The organism is Brucella intermedia LMG 3301 (genome assembly GCF_000182645.1).
GTDB lineage: Bacteria > Pseudomonadota > Alphaproteobacteria > Rhizobiales > Rhizobiaceae > Brucella > Brucella intermedia.
In genome coordinates this window covers 1,601,791-1,621,346 of sequence record NZ_ACQA01000002.1, presented here as the reverse complement: position 1 = coordinate 1,621,346, position 19,556 = coordinate 1,601,791, and the positions used below count along the sequence as shown (strand labels likewise).

Below are 19,556 nucleotides of genomic sequence, written 5' to 3'. Positions count from 1 at the left end.
CGATTTCGACTTATTCAGTCACTGGTGGTTTACACCCACGACTCAGCGAGCCCATTGGGAAATGGCATTCTCGCCACGCGGATAATACAAGCCAACTATCTTTCCCGGAGTGCTTCCCGCGCTCTGTTGAAAGGCTTGATGAGGTAATCCATAACAGTCTTGCTGCCGGTATGAATGTCAACGGTAGCGACCATGCCGGGGACGATTGGAAAACGCTCGCCAGTTTTGTTGAAAAGTGCGTCTGTTTCGGTCTTTATGAAGACACGATAGTAGAACTCTTCCGGTTTGACCTCGTCCTGAATTGTATCCGGTGAAATACTGACGACCTTTCCCTTCAAGCTGCCATATATCGCATAGTCATACGCGGTGACCTTGACCGTTGCTGGCTGGTCGGGATGGATATAGGCAATGTCGCGCGGGGAGATGCGAGCCTCGATGAGAAGCTGTTCATCCAGCGGGACGATAATCATCAGCTTGCCGTTGGGAGGAACCACACCGCCTATCGTCGAAACTTCAATGTTCTTCACGATGCCGCGCACTGGAGAGCGCAGGGTCAGCCGCGCAAGCGAGTCCGCCCGGCCCCTTATCACCGAAGAAAGCGATTCCACGTCCGCATTAGCTTTCGCGAGTTCCTCACGTGCCTTGACAATATAGTCCGATTGGATCTCGGTTTCCTTGAGTTGAAGCTCGACAAGCTGCCGCTTCAGCCGGATGACTTCCACATTGCTGGCAGCGCCCATCTTTGTCAGCGACTGGCTGATGGCGAGTTCGTCCTGCGCCAGTTTCTTAGACTCCGCAAGCCAATCGAGCGACTCCTTGAGGCTGCGTTTGCGCGCTTCATATAACTTGGTCTCTGATGCCTGAAGCGAAGGAAATGCATCCAGTTCGTCAGGAAATTCCAGATCGCTCCCATTGACTTCCGCCGTCAGACGAGCGGAACTGGCCAGCGCAGCACGGTATTTGGCGGAACTTTCCTGTACCGTTGCCTCAGTGACCGTTGGATCGAGCTGAGCCAGTATCTTGCCTGGTTCGACGACATCGTCCTGACGAACATAAAGCTTCGCTAGAACCCCGCCCTCCAAGGACTGGATCACCTGCTCCTGGGACGTTGGAACTACCTTGCCGGTGCCAGTCGACACTTCATCGAGCAAAGCCAGATAAGCCCAGATCAGCAGAACCGCGAAGAACAGGAATACAAGCCGGACAAAACGCTTCGAACGTTTCAGCCGTGCACCGTCGACACTCCCGTTCACCCAATCGCCGAAATCTTCGCCAAGGGCTGCCATATCGCCATTCTCCCAACCAGAGCCAGTTCCTATGTTCTGGCCGATGCTGCAGGGGCCGTTCTCGGGGCTTCGACCTTGCTTACGCCGAGCAGGGCCTGCAGCCCACGTTCTTTGGTATCGTTCAGTGCTATCTGTCCGTTTTCGACGACGATAAGCCGTTCAACCAGTTCCAGCACCCGCGTGCGATGTGTCGCGAGGACCACGGTGCGCCCTGCGCTCCACTTTGCGAATTGCTGGATGAAATGGCGCTCGGTCGCCTCATCCATCGTGGATGTCGGTTCATCGAGCAGCACCACCGACGGGTCCCGTATCAGCAGCCGCGCCAGCAATATGGCCTGCTTCTGGCCCCCGGAAAGACCGCTTCCCCCTTCCTGAACAAGATATTCGAGGCCTTGCGGAAGTTTGCGGATAAAGCCATCGGCTCCGACCATGGCAAGAACGCGCCGGATCTCATCGTCCGAAGCGTCAGGCGCACCCATCGTGATATTGTCGCGCAATGTGCCGAAGAACAGGCGCGAATTCTGTGTCAGAAGACCGATGTCGCGCCGGACGTCCGCCGGATCGATCTGCGGCAAGGAGAGATCGTCCAGCAGAACCTCACCGTCACTTGCGTCCATAAGCCCCGACAGGGCGAGCAGGAGCGTGGATTTACCTGCACCGTTTCGTCCGAGAACAGCAACCCGCTCACCGTGTTCGATCTTAAGGTCGCGCACCAGCAGCGCTGGAGGCGAGCTTTCATCACCATAACGGAAGAGCGCGTTCTTCAGGAGATAGGAACCCTTGATATGCGGGCAGTGAATCCGGGTTTCGCTGTCGGGATGGTCGACCGGCATCTGCATAAGACGGTCCAGTCCTTGTTTTGCGATCCTCGCATGCTGCAAACGCCCGGCGATCTGCGTAAATTGCGCCATCGGCGCCAGCATACGCGAACCGAGAATGGATGCGCCGACAAGTGCGCCGGTGGTTATGTCACCACTGATGACCATGGGCGCACCGATAAATACCGTCAACGCGTAAACGCCCGTCTGCACATTCTGGGTCCATACGCTCAATCCGTTTGTAACGGAACGAAGCCTGATCTGCGCCTCGCCGGTAACAGCATTGAAATGGTTCCACTGCTGTTGGAAGCGATCCTCCGCCTGCAGGCTTTTGATGTCTTCTATGCCCTGTACTGTTTCCACCAGCATGGCGTTTCGTAATGATGACTCGCGCATGGCCTCATTGGCGTGCCGGCGGAGACGCCTTTGCAGAAAGACACCGGGCAAGATCAAGGCTGCGATCGCGGCCAGCGGGATAAAGACCAACGGCCCCGCCAGCCACCAGAACAGCACGAGAAACAGAAGGAAAAACGGCAGGTCCGCAATTGCTGCAACGGTCGTTGAGGTCAACAATTCGCGCACTTGTTCAATATCGCGCAACTGCGCGATGAAAGAACCTGTAGAAGTCGGTCGGGCCCGGTTACGCACCCGGAGCGCGTGACCGAACACGACATCTGACATTTGCAGGTCGGTACGCTTTCCGAGCATATCAATGATGCCCATTCGTGCGCGACGCATCATGAAATCGAAGCAAATCGCCAGCACGACGCCGCTGAACAGAACATAGAGCGTATTGAACGACTGCGCAGGGATGACACGGTCATAGACCTGCATCGAAAAAATGATACCCGTCAGCCCAAGCACATTGGCGATAAATGAAGCGACCAGCACATGGCTATAGGACCCAAGATCATGAAAGACGATCCGCCTTAGCCAGTTTTCCTCGAAAGGCTTGATATAGGCATCGACGCGCGCATCAGGAACAGTCCGGGCCGGGCGAGCCAGCAGAACATGACGGGTTTGGACGACAAGAGCATCAAGGGGAAATGCATGTTCCAGCCCCTGTTCGCCGCTCAGCCAGACCCCAGCTTCCCTATCCGTTGAAATCTTGTGAACAACCGCCAATTGCCCATCCGTCAATTCAAGAATGAAAGGCACATGCCAGTTGGAAAGATTGATATTTTGTGGGTCGACCAGCTTGATACCCAGCCCCATGCGGCGGGCCATCGCATGAAGCTTCATCTCGTCAGTTGAATTGGGGTCTATGGAAGCGGCGGCGAGTTTTACACCCTGAACAGAAAGCGGAAGTCGGTAATATTGTGCAACAAGCCGCAAGGCTTCCAGCCAGCGTTCCTGGCAAAACCTCGGCTCCTGTACGTCTTCTTCTGGCTCAAAGCTCAAGACTGATCCCATTTCGGGAGAGATTTCGCCATGTTTCATTGGCTGACCGTGCCTCCTCGCACCATCGCGGGATTGATGCCGAACTCGCGGCGTATCTTACCGGAATTATAAAGGCAGCTGATATTGAGCCGCCGCAGATCATGGACGGTATTGGCGATCTGAAACCGCGATTCATGTAATTCCTGCTCGGCATTGAGCAGGTCCAGAAGCGTTCGGGTCCCCAGTTCCAGATATTGTTCGCGGTAAAGATCGCGCGTCTTGACCATCATGTTCGCACGCGATTCCAGCGATCCCATCAACCGGCCCAACGTACCAATCTGGCTTCTCGCCTCCATGAGATTGCGCTCGATATCGTAGCGGGCGGTACTGATGGCTGCTTCTGCCGACTGGAGTGCATAGGCCGCAGCTCTTTTACGGGCTGTCGTCTGGCCGCCATTGTAGAGGTTCGACGAAACATTCAGGCCTACGGAATATTCCGGCTGGCGATCATTGCTTCGTGTATCGTCCCTCGACGCGTTGAGATCGTATCCGGTCATCGCCTCAAGGGATACGGTTGGGAGAGCTTCAGCCCGGCTGGCGGCCAGTTGCGCCTCAGCCTCCTCCTTCTCCGCCTTGGCCTGCAGCATTGCAGGCACTTCTTCCCAGTCCGGGGTTGCAGCATCGCAGGCCTTGCCCAGCCAGCCGGGCTCACCAGAAACGGGGTTTGGCGAACCGCCGCCGATCAGCGCTCCGAGAGCCACCTGCCAGCGGTTCAATTCGGACTGGTATTGCAACTGGGTAGCCAGCGCGGACTCTACACGCGCATCGGCTTGTACCTTGTCGGACATGGTGCTCGCCCCCTTGTCCGTGCGTTGGTTGACGAGGCCCGCGATGACTTTAACCCCTGCCACCTGTTCCTGGGCCAGCGCCGAAAGCCTTCTGTAGCGCTGCACCTCGACAACGGCATTGGCAGTGTCGCGCGATAGATCATCGATAGCGAGAAGAAGGCGAGCATTGCTGATATCCTTTACGGCCCGTTCAATGTCGACCGAACTGGAAACCTTGCCGAAATCGTAAAGCATCTGCGACGCCGAGACATTGAAATTCGGCCGCCAGCCTTCCCTATTGCTGCTCTGATAACCGGAAGCGACGCCCGCATTGAGCTTGGGATAGTACCCTGCCTGCGCAGCCCGAATGCGTTCGTCGGCCTGATAAATCCGGCCTGTCGCTTCGTCGACGGCTGGATGCCAGCCGACGGCACGCCGAACGGCAGTTTCCATTGTTAGGGACCCCGCTGAAGCCTGTATCGCGGGCGCGGGATTTCGAGCAGGATTGCCCCCGTCAGCAACAGGGTTTGGGGGAACGGAACCCGTTGTTGACGGGGGCCGGGGAGCCTCCGCTTTCCTTGTTGGCCGGGCAGAAAGCTGGTCTCCCGGAGCCGGGTCAATTGTAGTGGTCTGGCACGCCGCCAGAAGGCATGAACTGAGCAATATGGTTGGCAAATGATTTAAGACCGGGGCTTTATGCATCTAATATCCGTTATAACCGGCCGAAGCCTGAAAATTTTCGGATGAAACCCTGCCGCCGACCAGCCGGCGGCAGGGAAGATCGATCAAACCATATGTGCAGAGTGGGGTGGGTCCTCCTGTCTCAGCGGATCGGGTGTCAGATAAGCCAACGGATCGATCACCGTGCTGCCCTCATCTACCGTTATCAGATCGGTATCTGTGCTGCTTACCGCCGCATCGGCAGAGCTGCCTCCGCCCGTTTCGCTATCGCTGGAAGGCAGAACGATCTCACCGCCGCCGTCGTCAAGGAGGAGAGCCTCTGACAGATTATGCTGCGCCGGTTCTGGCGAGCTGTCCGAAGCATCCGATCCGGCGAGACCGCCAAGCGCCACGACATCGCCTGATGTGTCCGCCGAGAAACTCTCTGCCGATACCGGATCAGCCGTCTCCGTTGTAAACGTTACGGCCGCGCCGTCATGAAGCTGGACAACCAGTTCCGCCGTCGTTTCATAACCGCCCGGAAGCACGATCTTGTAGGTGAAGCTGTCCGTCCCTTCGCGGTCGGCATAGGCCAACGTGTCCAGCGGCTCATACTTGTATGTACCATTGCTATAGACGGTCAGGTCACCATGGACACCATGGATGACAGTGCCCGCTGCGCTTGCGTCAACAAAAGTACCGCCGTCTGAAACTACGACCCGCGAGCCTTCAGGGACGACACCATCATTGGCGACCAAGCTGCCGCTGATTGACGGATCACCAGAGATCACATGCTGATCCAGATGGGTGACGTTCACGTCAGTCGTGATAGAGATTGCCGCAAGGGCGCCCGAAAGCGTCGTATGAACCCGATAGGTTCCAGCATCTAGATCCAGACTGCCGATATCGATCGTCTTGACATTCCCGAGCACACCAACAGCCACGTTGAATGCGTTGTCGGTATTAACATCCTGCCAGACACTGCCAACCAATTTCTGGATTGTGACCGTACCACTGGCTAGTGCTGCAGCGGTGACCGAAACAACCACACTACCGGTCGCGTCCATATTGCTCCCGATAGTGAACTGATTGCTGTTCGCTGTCACGGTACCCAGCGCCCCGATCAAAGGCTGCGCCTGGTCGAAGTAGGCGGTATCCGTGGGGTTGATCCACGTAATATCGATTTCCGTCGCATCATTGGTAGCAGCAACACTGTAGGTCGCATCTGCACCGAGATCGGCGTCATTCCACACCAGCCCCTGTCCATCGCTGTCGATACGGACATAGAGGATAGCCTGGGTATTCGTGTTCGCCACCGGATCATGGAGCGTATAGGTGAACTGGTCCACCTTGCCGATTGCGGTGCCGTCTGCATTCGGCGTGTAGGTGTAGCTGCCATCCTGATGAATGACGAGCTGTCCGTACTGCCCGATGATCGTCGTGCCTGCCGGACCTGCCGCCACGGGATAATCGGTGCCATTGAAGTTCACGCTGGTGACGATATGCCCGGCAGCGGCAGCGCCGCCATCATTGTCGAGCACATTGCCCGTGGCTTCGCCGGTTACTATGCTCGTGTTGATATAGTCGTGATCCAGACCACTTACGGTCATGGTGGTCAGTACCGACAGTCCCACACCATTATAGACCATGAAGGCGCGATACTGGCCTGCATCCATGTCAGGGATCACAACACCATTGGCACCACCATCAAGAAGGCCAATATTGAGGATGGAGCCGCCCGTAGCGGAACCGTCAACGCTGGTCCACTGGCCTGTCAAGGCATCCCATTTCTGGACAACGACCTGATAGTCGCCCAGCACGCCGACATTGGCAAGACCGCCGAAGGCGAAGGTCAGGTCCTGAGTATGTCCCTCCGTGATCGTGAACCCGACTGAAGGAACACCGAGGACCGTCGCCTGGAGATCGATAATTCCCAGACCGATACCGATGCCCAGCAGATAGGTCGCATCTCCATTATCCACGGCCGTTTCTGTCGGCACGACGTCGACACTGGCGGCAGCGAGATCATCAGCAGCACCCGGCGTTGTGGTGCTCGGCGTCCAGCCGCCCGAACCGCTTCCGGGATTGCCTGCCGGGTCCGTCACCGCGACCGACACGGTACCAGCGGGTTGGGCCAAAACAGCCGTCGCCGTCCATGCGCCGGTCGTGCCATCCGCCGTCACCTGCGAGGTCGTGCCGTCCGGCCAGGTCACCACAACCGTCGAACCCGGTTCCGTCGTGCCGGAAGCTGTCGGGATATTGTCTCCTTCCGGATCGGTGATGGCGACATCGGTCGTCGGTGGAGTTACATCGACCGTATAGGTCTGCGTGCCGGTCACAGGCGCAGCATCATTGCCGGCTGCATCCGCAAACACGACTTCCGCCGTCACCGTCGGCGTCGCAGCACCGGCAAGCGCACTGCCGGGAACCGAAGCCGTCCATGTGCCGTCGCCATTGGAAACTGCCGCATAAGGCACGCCATCGACAAGCACGTTCACCGTCGTCGTCGCAGCATCCGAAGGCGGGTTGGTGATCGTTACCGTTACCGCAACATTGCCTGCCGCCTCGGCGGCATTGACCACACCGTCACCGGCAATCGCACCAACCGTCACGGTCGTCGCACTCGTGTCCGGCGGGGTCGTGTCACTCGAAGTCCACGTGCCGCTTCCCGTTCCCGGATTGCCAGCCGGGTCCGTCACCGCAACCGTCACATTGCCATCGGGCTGTTCAACCGGGGCCGTCGCCGTCCATGCGCCGGTCGTGCCATCCGCCGTCACCTGCGAGGTCGTGCCGTCCGGCCAGGTCACCACAACCGTCGAACCCGGTTCCGTCGTGCCGGAAGCTGTCGGGATATTGTCTCCTTCCGGATCGGTGATGGCGACATCGGTCGTCGGTGGAGTTACATCGACCGTATAGGTCTGCGTGCCGGTCACAGGCGCAGCATCATTGCCGGCTGCATCCGCAAACACGACTTCCGCCGTCACCGTCGGCGTCGCAGCACCGGCAAGCGCACTGCCGGGAACCGAAGCCGTCCACGTGCCGTCGCCATTGGAAACCGCCGCATAAGGCACGCCATCGACAAGCACGTTCACCGTCGTCGTCGCAGCATCCGAAGGCGGGTTGGCGATCGTTACCGTTACCGCAACATTGCCTGCCGCCTCGGCGGCATTGACCACACCGTCACCGGCAATCGCACCAACCGTCACGGTCGTCGCACTCGTGTCCGGCGGGGTCGTGTCACTCGAAGTCCACGTGCCGCTTCCCGTTCCCGGATTGCCTGCAGGATCGGTCACCGCAACCGTCACATTGCCATCGGGCTGTTCAGCCGGGGCCGTCGCCGTCCATGCGCCGGTCGTGCCATCCGCCGTCACCTGCGAGGTCGTGCCGTCCGGCCAGGTCACCACAACCGTCGAACCCGGTTCCGTCGTGCCGGAAGCTGTCGGGATATTGTCTCCTTCCGGATCGGTGATGGCGACATCGGTCGTCGGTGGAGTTACATCGACCGTATAGGTCTGCGTGCCGGTCACAGGCGCAGCATCATTGCCGGCTGCATCCGCAAACACGACTTCCGCCGTCACCGTCGGCGTCGCAGCACCGGCAAGCGCACTGCCGGGAACCGAAGCCGTCCATGTGCCGTCGCCATTGGAAACTGCCGCATAAGGCACGCCATCGACAAGCACGTTCACCGTCGTCGTCGCAGCATCCGAAGGCGGGTTGGCGATCGTTACCGTTACCGCAACATTGCCTGCCGCCTCGGCGGCATTGACCACACCGTCACCGGCAATCGCACCAACCGTCACGGTCGTCGCACTCGTGTCCGGCGGGGTCGTGTCACTCGAAGTCCACGTGCCGCTTCCCGTTCCCGGATTGCCAGCCGGGTCCGTCACCGCAACCGTCACATTGCCATCGGGCTGTTCAGCCGGGGCCGTCGCCGTCCATGCGCCGGTCGTGCCATCCGCCGTCACCTGCGAGGTCGTGCCATCCGGCCAGGTCACCACAACCGTCGAACCCGGTTCCGTCGTGCCGGAAGCTGTCGGGATATTGTCTCCTTCCGGATCGGTGATGGCGACATCGGTCGTCGGTGGAGTTACATCGACCGTATAGGTCTGCGTGCCGGTCACAGGCGCAGCATCATTGCCGGCTGCATCCGCAAACACGACTTCCGCCGTCACCGTCGGCGTCGCAGCACCGGCAAGCGCACTGCCGGGAACCGAAGCCGTCCATGTGCCGTCGCCATTGGAAACTGCCGCATAAGGCACGCCATCGACAAGCACGTTCACCGTCGTCGTCGCAGCATCCGAAGGCGGGTTGGCGATCGTTACCGTTACCGCAACATTGCCTGCCGCCTCGGCGGCATTGACCACACCGTCACCGGCAATCGCACCAACCGTCACGGTCGTCGCACTCGTGTCCGGCGGGGTCGTGTCACTCGAAGTCCACGTGCCGCTTCCCGTTCCCGGATTGCCTGCAGGATCGGTCACCGCAACCGTCACATTGCCATCGGGCTGTTCAGCCGGGGCCGTCGCCGTCCATGCGCCGGTCGTGCCATCCGCCGTCACCTGCGAGGTCGTGCCGTCCGGCCAGGTCACCACAACCGTCGAACCCGGTTCCGTCGTGCCGGAAGCTGTCGGGATATTGTCTCCTTCCGGATCGGTGATGGCGACATCGGTCGTCGGTGGAGTTACATCGACCGTATAGGTCTGCGTGCCGGTCACAGGCGCAGCATCATTGCCGGCTGCATCCGCAAACACGACTTCCGCCGTCACCGTCGGCGTCGCAGCACCGGCAAGCGCACTGCCGGGAACCGAAGCCGTCCACGTGCCGTCGCCATTGGAAACTGCCGCATAAGGCACGCCATCGACAAGCACGTTCACCGTCGTCGTCGCAGCATCCGAAGGCGGGTTGGTGATCGTTACCGTTACCGCAACATTGCCTGCCGCCTCGGCGGCATTGACCACACCGTCACCGGCAATCGCACCAACCGTCACGGTCGTCGCACTCGTGTCCGGCGGGGTCGTGTCACTCGAAGTCCACGTGCCGCTTCCCGTTCCCGGATTGCCAGCCGGGTCCGTCACCGCAACCGTCACATTGCCATCGGGCTGTTCAGCCGGGGCCGTCGCCGTCCATGCGCCGGTCGTGCCATCCGCCGTCACCTGCGAGGTCGTGCCATCCGGCCAGGTCACCACAACCGTCGAACCCGGTTCCGTCGTGCCGGAAGCTGTCGGGATATTGTCTCCTTCCGGATCGGTGATGGCGACATCGGTCGTCGGTGGAGTTACATCGACCGTATAGGTCTGCGTGCCGGTCACAGGCGCAGCATCATTGCCGGCTGCATCCGCAAACACGACTTCCGCCGTCACCGTCGGCGTCGCAGCACCGGCAAGCGCACTGCCGGGAACCGAAGCCGTCCATGTGCCGTCGCCATTGGAAACTGCCGCATAAGGCACGCCATCGACAAGCACGTTCACCGTCGTCGTCGCAGCATCCGAAGGCGGGTTGGCGATCGTTACCGTTACCGCAACATTGCCTGCCGCCTCGGCGGCATTGACCACACCGTCACCGGCAATCGCACCAACCGTCACGGTCGTCGCACTCGTGTCCGGCGGGGTCGTGTCACTCGAAGTCCACGTGCCGCTTCCCGTTCCCGGATTGCCTGCAGGATCGGTCACCGCAACCGTCACATTGCCATCGGGCTGTTCAGCCGGGGCCGTCGCCGTCCATGCGCCGGTCGTGCCATCCGCCGTCACCTGCGTGGTCGTGCCGTCCGGCCAGGTCACCACAACCGTCGAACCCGGTTCCGTCGTGCCGGAAGCTGTCGGGATATTGTCTCCTTCCGGATCGGTGATGGCGACATCGGTCGTCGGTGGAGTTACATCGACCGTATAGGTCTGCGTGCCGGTCACAGGCGCAGCATCATTGCCGGCTGCATCCGCAAACACGACTTCCGCCGTCACCGTCGGCGTCGCAGCACCGGCAAGCGCACTGCCGGGAACCGAAGCCGTCCACGTGCCGTCGCCATTGGAAACTGCCGCATAAGGCACGCCATCGACAAGCACGTTCACCGTCGTCGTCGCAGCATCCGAAGGCGGGTTGGTGATCGTTACCGTTACCGCAACATTGCCTGCCGCCTCGGCGGCATTGACCACACCGTCACCGGCAATCGCACCAACCGTCACGGTCGTCGCACTCGTGTCCGGCGGGGTCGTGTCACTCGAAGTCCACGTGCCGCTTCCCGTTCCCGGATTGCCAGCCGGGTCCGTCACCGCAACCGTCACATTGCCATCGGGCTGTTCAGCCGGGGCCGTCGCCGTCCATGCGCCGGTCGTGCCATCCGCCGTCACCTGCGAGGTCGTGCCATCCGGCCAGGTCACCACAACCGTCGAACCCGGTTCCGTCGTGCCGGAAGCTGTCGGGATATTGTCTCCTTCCGGATCGGTGATGGCGACATCGGTCGTCGGTGGAGTTACATCGACCGTATAGGTCTGCGTGCCGGTCACAGGCGCAGCATCATTGCCGGCTGCATCCGCAAACACGACTTCCGCCGTCACCGTCGGCGTCGCAGCACCGGCAAGCGCACTGCCGGGAACCGAAGCCGTCCATGTGCCGTCGCCATTGGAAACTGCCGCATAAGGCACGCCATCGACAAGCACGTTCACCGTCGTCGTCGCAGCATCCGAAGGCGGGTTGGCGATCGTTACCGTTACCGCAACATTGCCTGCCGCCTCGGCGGCATTGACCACACCGTCACCGGCAATCGCACCAACCGTCACGGTCGTCGCACTCGTGTCCGGCGGGGTCGTGTCACTCGAAGTCCACGTGCCGCTTCCCGTTCCCGGATTGCCAGCCGGGTCCGTCACCGCAACCGTCACATTGCCATCGGGCTGTTCAGCCGGGGCCGTCGCCGTCCATGCGCCGGTCGTGCCATCCGCCGTCACCTGCGAGGTCGTGCCATCCGGCCAGGTCACCACAACCGTCGAACCCGGTTCCGTCGTGCCGGAAGCTGTCGGGATATTGTCTCCTTCCGGATCGGTGATGGCGACATCGGTCGTCGGTGGAGTTACATCGACCGTATAGGTCTGCGTGCCGGTCACAGGCGCAGCATCATTGCCGGCTGCATCCGCAAACACGACTTCCGCCGTCACCGTCGGCGTCGCAGCACCGGCAAGCGCACTGCCGGGAACCGAAGCCGTCCATGTGCCGTCGCCATTGGAAACTGCCGCATAAGGCACGCCATCGACAAGCACGTTCACCGTCGTCGTCGCAGCATCCGAAGGCGGGTTGGTGATCGTTACCGTTACCGCAACATTGCCTGCCGCCTCGGCGGCATTGACCACACCGTCACCGGCAATCGCACCAACCGTCACGGTCGTCGCACTCGTGTCCGGCGGGGTCGTGTCACTCGAAGTCCACGTGCCGCTTCCCGTTCCCGGATTGCCTGCAGGATCGGTCACCGCAACCGTCACATTGCCATCGGGCTGTTCAGCCGGGGCCGTCGCCGTCCATGCGCCGGTCGTGCCATCCGCCGTCACCTGCGAGGTCGTGCCATCCGGCCAGGTCACCACAACCGTCGAACCCGGTTCCGTCGTGCCGGAAGCTGTCGGGATATTGTCTCCTTCCGGATCGGTGATGGCGACATCGGTCGTCGGTGCGGTTACATCAACATTTACGGGTCCGAGTGAAGTCGCGGGACCAATATTCCCCGCGGAGTCTATCTGACGGACCAGAATATCCCCATCGCCATAGACACCAGGCTGAAGTTCAAAACTTGCGCCGCTCCCGTCATGCCAGGTCTTGCCCCCATCTGTGCTGTACTGCCAAGTAGCACCCTCCTCGAGGTTACTTACAACGACCGTCCCATCGCCAGTAATGCCGTCATCTGGAAGGCCGGTATCGTTTTCAAGCGCCACGGCAGGCTCTGCCGGGGGCTCCCTATCAACACCTGCGCCATTGTCATTGTCGTCATCGTTATCGGAACTTGACGCCGCAGCAATAATCCCGCCAACCGCGCCAAGGCCAAGCAACCCGAGAAGAACGGGACTTACGCCGCCTGTTGCGCCACCCATCAGTTGGTCAACCGACTGAATTTCCGCAAAGTTGAAATCTGCTAATCCATCACCGTGCTGACCAACCCACAGCTTCCCGTCCTCGTCTTGCAGGACTAAATCATTATCATCGCCATTCGGATAATGAGCATAAAAATGAACAATTCGGATTGTTTCGCCATTGTGAAGGCGAATGACGAGATCATCGCCGATCTTCTGGTAATCTGCAATTGCGCGGGGGCTCAATGACAGTTTAACAACACTCGGAGACGAAAGAATAATGTTATTACCCGCGACTGTACTGGATGAACCGGTCGCTTTGTTCGTGACAATAACCATGATGAGCCCCTCCTCGGCGTTACGACCGGCAAAGAGACAAGAATCGCAGTCAAGAAGAGAGAGGCCCTTTATTGATTAGCCTAACAAATGATGAGGATACTTTTATCTTGAGCAAAAATCTCCTCAATCTTTCAATTCTAGCTTATGTCGCACTCTCTTCTACATTCGACTGCAAATCCATTTATTCAGTGCCAGACCTATCCGACAAGAAGTATAGATGTTTATATTAAATTCTATGCAGATATCGACACGTTTGCACAAAATTGACATTGGTCACAAACTATGAAGTTGACCCGACAATCGATTTCGCGCCTTCCTTCTGAAAGAAGCCGGACTGGTCCCAACAATGCGGCTAAAAAATCGGGAGAGATGCACCTGATCGGAAAAACCGCATTCCTGAGCGATCTCCACAATGGGGAGATCTGTTTCCTCCAGCAAGGCCCGCGCGCGTTCTATCCTGCGCAATATAATATATTGATGCAGCGTGACATTCGTTGATCGCTTGAACAATCGAGCAAACTGCGCAGGGCCTAATCCCGCCATTGCAGAAAAATGATTTACAGTGATACGCCGGCTTATATTGTTATCTATAAAATCAATCACATCGCGTAGGATGCTTGGTGGCAGACTACCTTCCCCAACGTGTTCTTCCTGACCGCTATTTGAATATTTGGCGATCAAACGTGCGGTAAGCACCCGGGTCAAATATTCAAGCTCTATTCGTGCGAACGTCCCTTCCCTTTCTACTATCTCCTTAATCGATAGGATCGTTTGGGTCAGAAACTGGTCTGAAATAGAGAACCTGGAGCCTAGATTAAAAAGACCTTCACTCGCCGCCAAAAACTCCTGTTCGATATTTTTAAAAAGGCGGTCGGAAACATATATTTGAATGATTTCGGCATTGGATTCAATCTCGGCGTCAAAAGTCGTATTGGGCGGTATTACGAAAATTGACCCCGGCGCCAAGGAAAGTTGAGAAAGAGTGTTTCTAATCGAAAATCTACCTCTCACATATCCTCTCGTAGCCATTCCCACCAATAGAGATGGCACTGCCGAAAATCTTGCCTTGAAGGGCCAAATTCTGGATGTATAAACATATGCGTTAGGCGAGGCTAACGCCGCGCTGGTTTTAATCACCTCAATTCCATCTAGATCCTCCACCTTATGTGTAGCCACCATACTGAAATTTAAGCTACTCATTTCCCCTCCAGCCTCGAGAAAACGTAAGTTAGACTGAATGTCATCTGAAATGATGTTATTTTGTATTGTTTACTATGACAGCAAAACCTCTCCCTCTCGAAATAGAGCGCAGTAACCTGAAGGCCAGAACATCTCCCTAAAAAATGGAAGTCTACAATACGAACCAAGCATGGAAAAGACATGTCATGCGATAAGCATTGATTGAATGGGGTTACCCCCATATTTCGGGTCCCCTCCATTTAAATGACATCATGTTTTCTGGCGAACATTGCGCCGGTCGTGACCAAGAACTGAAGGGCGCTGAAGTAAAAAATAGCGTGGGCTCGGCAAGGCGCGTTGTTTGGCGAGGACGCTAAGGCGCAGGCGCTTTAATTTCCAAAATCGAATCTGCTGTCAGTGCCGACATGGGATGACCGAAGCGTCGCTCATGCGCCATTTGCTTATATGGAAATTACCACTTCGAGGTTTTTCAGCTGGTTGTTCTTTACGCAAATTCCTCGCAATGTGACATTCATGGGCGTAACGGTGTTCAGTTGCAGTTCACTCCACATTGCCTGGAAGCGCTAACAGATACCCGTTGGAAAGTTGCAGGGCGGGCTTTCCTCCACATGCTGGTGCAGCCCCGCCGCAATTGGTTTCTAAAGTAATCAGAAGGTCTTCTGCAGCTCTGGCAGGACGGTAAAGAGATCACCGACGAGGCCATAATCGGCGACCTGGAAGATCGGCGCTTCCTCATCCTTGTTGATGGCGACGATGACGCGTGAGTCCTTCATGCCCGCCAGATGCTGGATCGCGCCGGAGATACCGACAGCGATGTAAAGGTCCGGTGCAACCACCTTGCCCGTCTGGCCAACCTGCCAGTCGTTCGGCGCATAGCCGGCATCAACGGCTGCGCGGCTGGCGCCGACTGCGGCACCCAGCTTGTCGGCAACCGGCAGGATCACTTCCTGGAACTTTTCGGCAGAACCAAGCGCACGACCGCCCGAGATGATGATCTTCGCCGAGGTCAGTTCCGGACGATCCGATTCCGAAAGTGCATTGCCGACGAAGCTCGACAGCGCCGGATCGGCAGCCGCATTGACGCTTTCAACCCCAGCCGAACCGCCTTCGCCCGTTGCCGAGAAGGAAGCCGTGCGCACCGTGATGACCTTCTTCGCGTCGGTCGACTGCACCGTCTGGATCGCATTACCTGCATAGATCGGACGCTTGAACGTATCAGCCGACACGACTTCCATGATTTCGGAAAGCTGCATCACATCGAGAAGGGCTGCCACGCGCGGCAGGATGTTCTTGGCCGAAGTCGTCGCAGGCGCAATGATCGTGTCGTAATTGGCAGCCAGTTCCACGATGAGCGCTGCCGTCGGCTCGGCCAGACGGTTTTCCAGCGCATCGCTTTCAGCAAGCAGAACCTTGCGCACGCCATTGAGCTTTGCGGCCGCATCAGCTGCAGGTTTTGCACCTTTGCCAGCAACCAGCACATCCACGTCGCCGCCAATTTGGGCGGCAGCCGTCAGCGCCTTGGCCGTCTGGTCGGAAAGGGTTGCATTGTCGTGTTCGGCAATAAGAAGAATAGCCATTTGTCTCGTCCCTTCCGATTTCTTAGATGATGCCGTCGGCTTTCAGCTTCTCAACCAGCTCTGCGACAGAGCCGACCTTGACGCCAGCCTTGCGGCCGCCCGGCTCTTCCGTCTTCAGAACCTTCAGACGCGGCGCAATATCGGCGCCGAAATCGGCAGGCGACTTTTCGTCTAGCGGCTTCTTCTTGGCCTTCATGATGTTGGGCAGCGACGCATAGCGCGGCTGGTTCAAGCGAAGATCGACCGTGACGATCGCCGGAAGCTTCACATCGATGGTCTGGAGACCGCCGTCCACTTCACGCGTTACCTTGGCCGAACCATCGCCCAGCTCCACTTTAGAGGCAAAGGTTGCCTGGCTCCAGCTCAAGAGCGCCGACAGCATCTGGCCGGTCTGGTTGGAATCATCGTCGATTGCCTGTTTGCCGAGGAAGACGAGGTCCGGCTTTTCCGCTTCGACCACGCCCTTCAAGACCTTGGCAACGCCAAGCGGCTCGACCGTCTCGTCGGTCTTGACCAGGATCGCGCGATCCGCACCCATGGCAAGTGCCGTACGCAGCGTTTCCTGCGCCTGTGCCGGGCCAACCGAAACCGCGACGATCTCCGTCACCTTGCCCGCTTCCTTCAGACGGATCGCCTCTTCAACCGCGATCTCGTCAAAAGGGTTCATCGACATCTTCACGTTCGAAAGCTCAACCCCCGAACCGTCTCCCTTTACACGGATCTTCACGTTGTAATCGACAACCCGTTTCACTGCGACAACTGCCTTCATGGGGCTAACCTTTCCTTGCAGCGAACCGGATCGTCGTAACGATATATCGGGGCCAGTTCGCACAGACTAATGGACGGACGATCAGAGGCGCGCGCGCTTGGCTTCCGGATCGTAGGGCGATTCCTCAATCACGCGGGCCTTGCGCATCTCACCCAGAACCGGGATTTCCAGCTCCGTGCCCGGCACGCCAAGCTCGACCGGCAGCAGCGCCAGCGCGATATCGTGCCCGAACGTATAGGAGTAGCCGCCCGAGGTGACGCGACCCACCAGCTTGCCATGATGGTATACACCCTCGCAGGTCAGCGTGCTGGCGCCATCGGTTTCAACCGCCAGCGTGACGGAGCGGCGCTTGATGCCTCGTTCCTTTTCCTCGACCAGCGCCTGCCTGCCGATGAAATCGCCCTTGTCCAGGCGGATAAAGCGTTCAAGGCCGCTTTCCCAGGCACTTAGCTCGCTGTTCATATCGCGGTACATGGCACGATAGGATTTGTCGAGACGCAGCGATTCCAGCGCATGCAGGCCGATAAGGCGCAGGCCGTGCTCCTTGCCGGATGCGAGCAAGGCTTCCAGCAGATGCCGCTGATAGCTAAGCGGATGATAAAGCTCCCAGCCCAATTCGCCTTCATAATTGACGCGCAGCAGACGCACATCACTGGCGAGGCCGACCGTTCCCGACTTGATGCCGAACCACGGGAATGCCTCGTTTGAGAGATCGATTTCGGTAAGCGGCTGCAATACCTCGCGCGCCTTCGGCCCCACGATCGTGAAGCAGCCCCTGTCATTCGTCACGTTACGCAGAGTAACGCTTCCATCCTTCGGCAGGAGTTTCGACATTTCGTCAAAGTTCCAACGTTCGGCTCGCGGAGTTGAAATCATGTAGAAAGAGCCGTCATCGAGACGCGCCACCACATATTCCGCCTGCACACCGCCCTTCGGGGTCAAATGATGAGAAAGGTTGACGCGTCCCGCCTTCGGCAAGCGATTGGCGAGAATGCCATCAAGCCATGCTTCGGCACCGGGACCGCTAACCTCGAATTTGGTCATCGGCGTCATTTCGACGAGACCTACCGCGTTGCGCACGGCTTCGACTTCCTCGCTTACATATTTGCCCTTTTCGGTCCAGCGCCAGCTATACTGATCCCTGGCTTCTACACCCTCAGGCGCGAACCAGTTCGGCATTTCCCAACCGTTGAGGCAGCCCCAGACAGCACCCAGTTCCGTCAGGCGATCGTATGACGGCGCGGTTTTCTGCGGGCGAGCGGCAGGCATATCCTGCCCCGGATAATGCTGCTCGGCATGGGTGCCCCATGCTTCGCGCACTTTTTCGCGGGTCCAGTTCTTGTTGGCGTAGTCGCCAAAACGACGCGGATCGAGATCAGATGTGTCGATGCTGTTGCCGCCTTCAACGATACGCTCGGAAAGATAATAGCCGATCGCGCCGCCCCACAGGATGCCGCCGGGCACCCCTTCTGCAATCCAGACATTGTCCAGCCCCCAGGCCGGGCCGACCAGCGGCAGTTCATCAGCCGTCATCTGGAACGGTCCGCGCACATTGGCCTTGATGCCAACGCGGCCGAGAGCGGGAGCCAGCTCGATGGCCTGCTCCCAGTTCCATGAAACCGAATCGAAATCCTCTTCCAGAAGATCCGCTCCAAACCATTCGGGGACGCCGTTTTCGGCAAAGAGCTTCAAATGTTCGGTCCTCTCGTAGGGGCCGAACATCAGGCCGTCGCCCTCCTCACGCAGATAGCCTTCAAAGCCCTCATCGCGCAGGATCGGCATTTCCGGCAGGCCCTGACGCTTGCGCTCGATCACTTCCGGCACGGCATCAGTGATCCAGTATTGATGAATGATAGGAATTGCCGGAATGTCGAGCCCCAGCATGGCTCCGGTCTGGCGGGCATAATTTCCTGTCGCCGAGATGATATGCTCGCAGATGATATCGCCCTGATTGGTCTTCACCTTCCACTCACCGCTTGGCAGGCGCTCGAAACCTTTGACCTCGGTGTTGAGATAGATCTTGGCGCCATTGTCGCGCGCACCTTTGGCGAGCGCCATGGTGACATCGGCAGGCGCAATATGGCCATCATCGGGGTGATAGAGCGCGCCCAACATATCATGGTTGTTTTCAAGCAGCGGCCACAGTTCACGGGCGCGTGCCGGGGAAACCAGTTCGGCGCGCACGCCCTGCACTGCGGCGACACTCATATAGCTCTTGTATTCGTCAAGGCGGTCGCGCGTGTTGGCAATACGCAGCTGGCCGCATTTGTGCCAGCCGACATGCTGACCAGTTTCGGCTTCGAGCCCTTCGTAAATCTCAATGGACTTGTTGATCATACGGCCGATATTGATATTGCGCGCGTAGGAAGGGATCAGCCCCGCCGCATGCCACGTGGAACCTGCGGTAAGCTGCGTGCGCTCCAAAAGCACGACGTCCGACCAACCCCTCTTGGCCAGCCCGTAAAGAATGGAGGCGCCGACACAACCTCCCCCGATGACAACCGCGCGCGCATGAGTCTGCATTCCACGTTCCCTTCCAGTATATTTTGGAGATTGCCGGAGCGCCGCTACGGGCCACGGTACGGACTCCTTTGTGCGTTACATTACAGAGGGTTCTGCGCCATGTGAGCTTGATAAAAAATCTGCGAAGATATAACT

The 19,556-nt window shown here is 58.5% G+C and carries 8 protein-coding genes; all 8 read right to left on the bottom strand.

Annotated elements, in window-relative coordinates; genetic code table 11:
- Positions 1-95: 95 nt before the first annotated feature.
- A complete protein-coding gene (locus OINT_RS20010) occupies positions 96-1,286 on the bottom strand; it encodes an HlyD family efflux transporter periplasmic adaptor subunit (protein ID WP_006469731.1) in 1,191 nt (396 codons plus the stop codon).
- A gap of 29 nt (positions 1,287-1,315) precedes the next feature.
- On the bottom strand, positions 1,316-3,544 hold the full coding sequence (locus OINT_RS20005) for a type I secretion system permease/ATPase (protein WP_006469730.1): 2,229 nt from the start codon (positions 3,542-3,544) through the stop codon (positions 1,316-1,318).
- Positions 3,541-4,764 carry a TolC family outer membrane protein gene (locus OINT_RS20000; protein WP_006471933.1) on the bottom strand — a complete coding sequence of 408 codons (1,224 nt, stop codon included), beginning with the start codon at positions 4,762-4,764 and terminating at the stop codon, positions 3,541-3,543. Before OINT_RS20000 ends, OINT_RS20005 begins: the two co-directional genes overlap by 4 nt.
- 332 nt (positions 4,765-5,096) lie before the next feature.
- Positions 5,097-13,352, bottom strand: a complete 8,256-nt coding sequence (locus tag OINT_RS22575; RefSeq protein ID WP_006469728.1) for a BapA/Bap/LapF family large adhesin — start codon at positions 13,350-13,352, stop codon at positions 5,097-5,099.
- Between the two features lie 273 nt (positions 13,353-13,625).
- The gene (locus tag OINT_RS19990) at positions 13,626-14,552 is read right to left on the bottom strand and encodes a helix-turn-helix domain-containing protein (protein ID WP_006469727.1); all 927 of its coding nucleotides are present in this window, start codon (positions 14,550-14,552) and stop codon (positions 13,626-13,628) included.
- Positions 14,553-15,199: 647 nt separating this feature from the next.
- Positions 15,200-16,129, bottom strand: coding sequence for an electron transfer flavoprotein subunit alpha/FixB family protein (locus OINT_RS19985; RefSeq protein WP_006469725.1), 930 nt, complete (start codon positions 16,127-16,129; stop codon positions 15,200-15,202).
- Between the two features lie 22 nt (positions 16,130-16,151).
- Positions 16,152-16,898, bottom strand: coding sequence for an electron transfer flavoprotein subunit beta/FixA family protein (locus OINT_RS19980; RefSeq protein WP_039853418.1), 747 nt, complete (start codon positions 16,896-16,898; stop codon positions 16,152-16,154).
- A gap of 81 nt (positions 16,899-16,979) precedes the next feature.
- Positions 16,980-19,421: a GcvT family protein gene (locus OINT_RS19975; RefSeq protein WP_006469723.1), complete on the bottom strand. Its 2,442-nt coding sequence runs from the start codon at positions 19,419-19,421 to the stop codon at positions 16,980-16,982.
- Between the last annotated feature and the right edge of the window lie 135 nt (positions 19,422-19,556).

What these genes read in the sequence shown, in the direction of transcription:
- OINT_RS20005 (WP_006469730.1), bottom strand. Translation starts at nt 3,544, where the DNA reads ATGAAACATGGCGAAATCTCTCCCGAAATGGGATCAGTCTTGAGCTTT.
- OINT_RS20000 (WP_006471933.1), bottom strand. Translation starts at nt 4,764, where the DNA reads ATGGAAACTGCCGTTCGGCGTGCCGTCGGCTGGCATCCAGCCGTCGAC.
- OINT_RS19985 (WP_006469725.1), bottom strand. Translation starts at nt 16,129, where the DNA reads ATGGCTATTCTTCTTATTGCCGAACACGACAATGCAACCCTTTCCGAC.
- OINT_RS19980 (WP_039853418.1), bottom strand. Translation starts at nt 16,898, where the DNA reads ATGAAGGCAGTTGTCGCAGTGAAACGGGTTGTCGATTACAACGTGAAG.
- OINT_RS20010 (WP_006469731.1), bottom strand. Translation starts at nt 1,286, where the DNA reads ATGGCAGCCCTTGGCGAAGATTTCGGCGATTGGGTGAACGGGAGTGTC.
- OINT_RS22575 (WP_006469728.1), bottom strand. Translation starts at nt 13,352, where the DNA reads ATGGTTATTGTCACGAACAAAGCGACCGGTTCATCCAGTACAGTCGCG.
- OINT_RS19975 (WP_006469723.1), bottom strand. Translation starts at nt 19,421, where the DNA reads ATGCAGACTCATGCGCGCGCGGTTGTCATCGGGGGAGGTTGTGTCGGC.
- OINT_RS19990 (WP_006469727.1), bottom strand. Translation starts at nt 14,552, where the DNA reads ATGAGTAGCTTAAATTTCAGTATGGTGGCTACACATAAGGTGGAGGAT.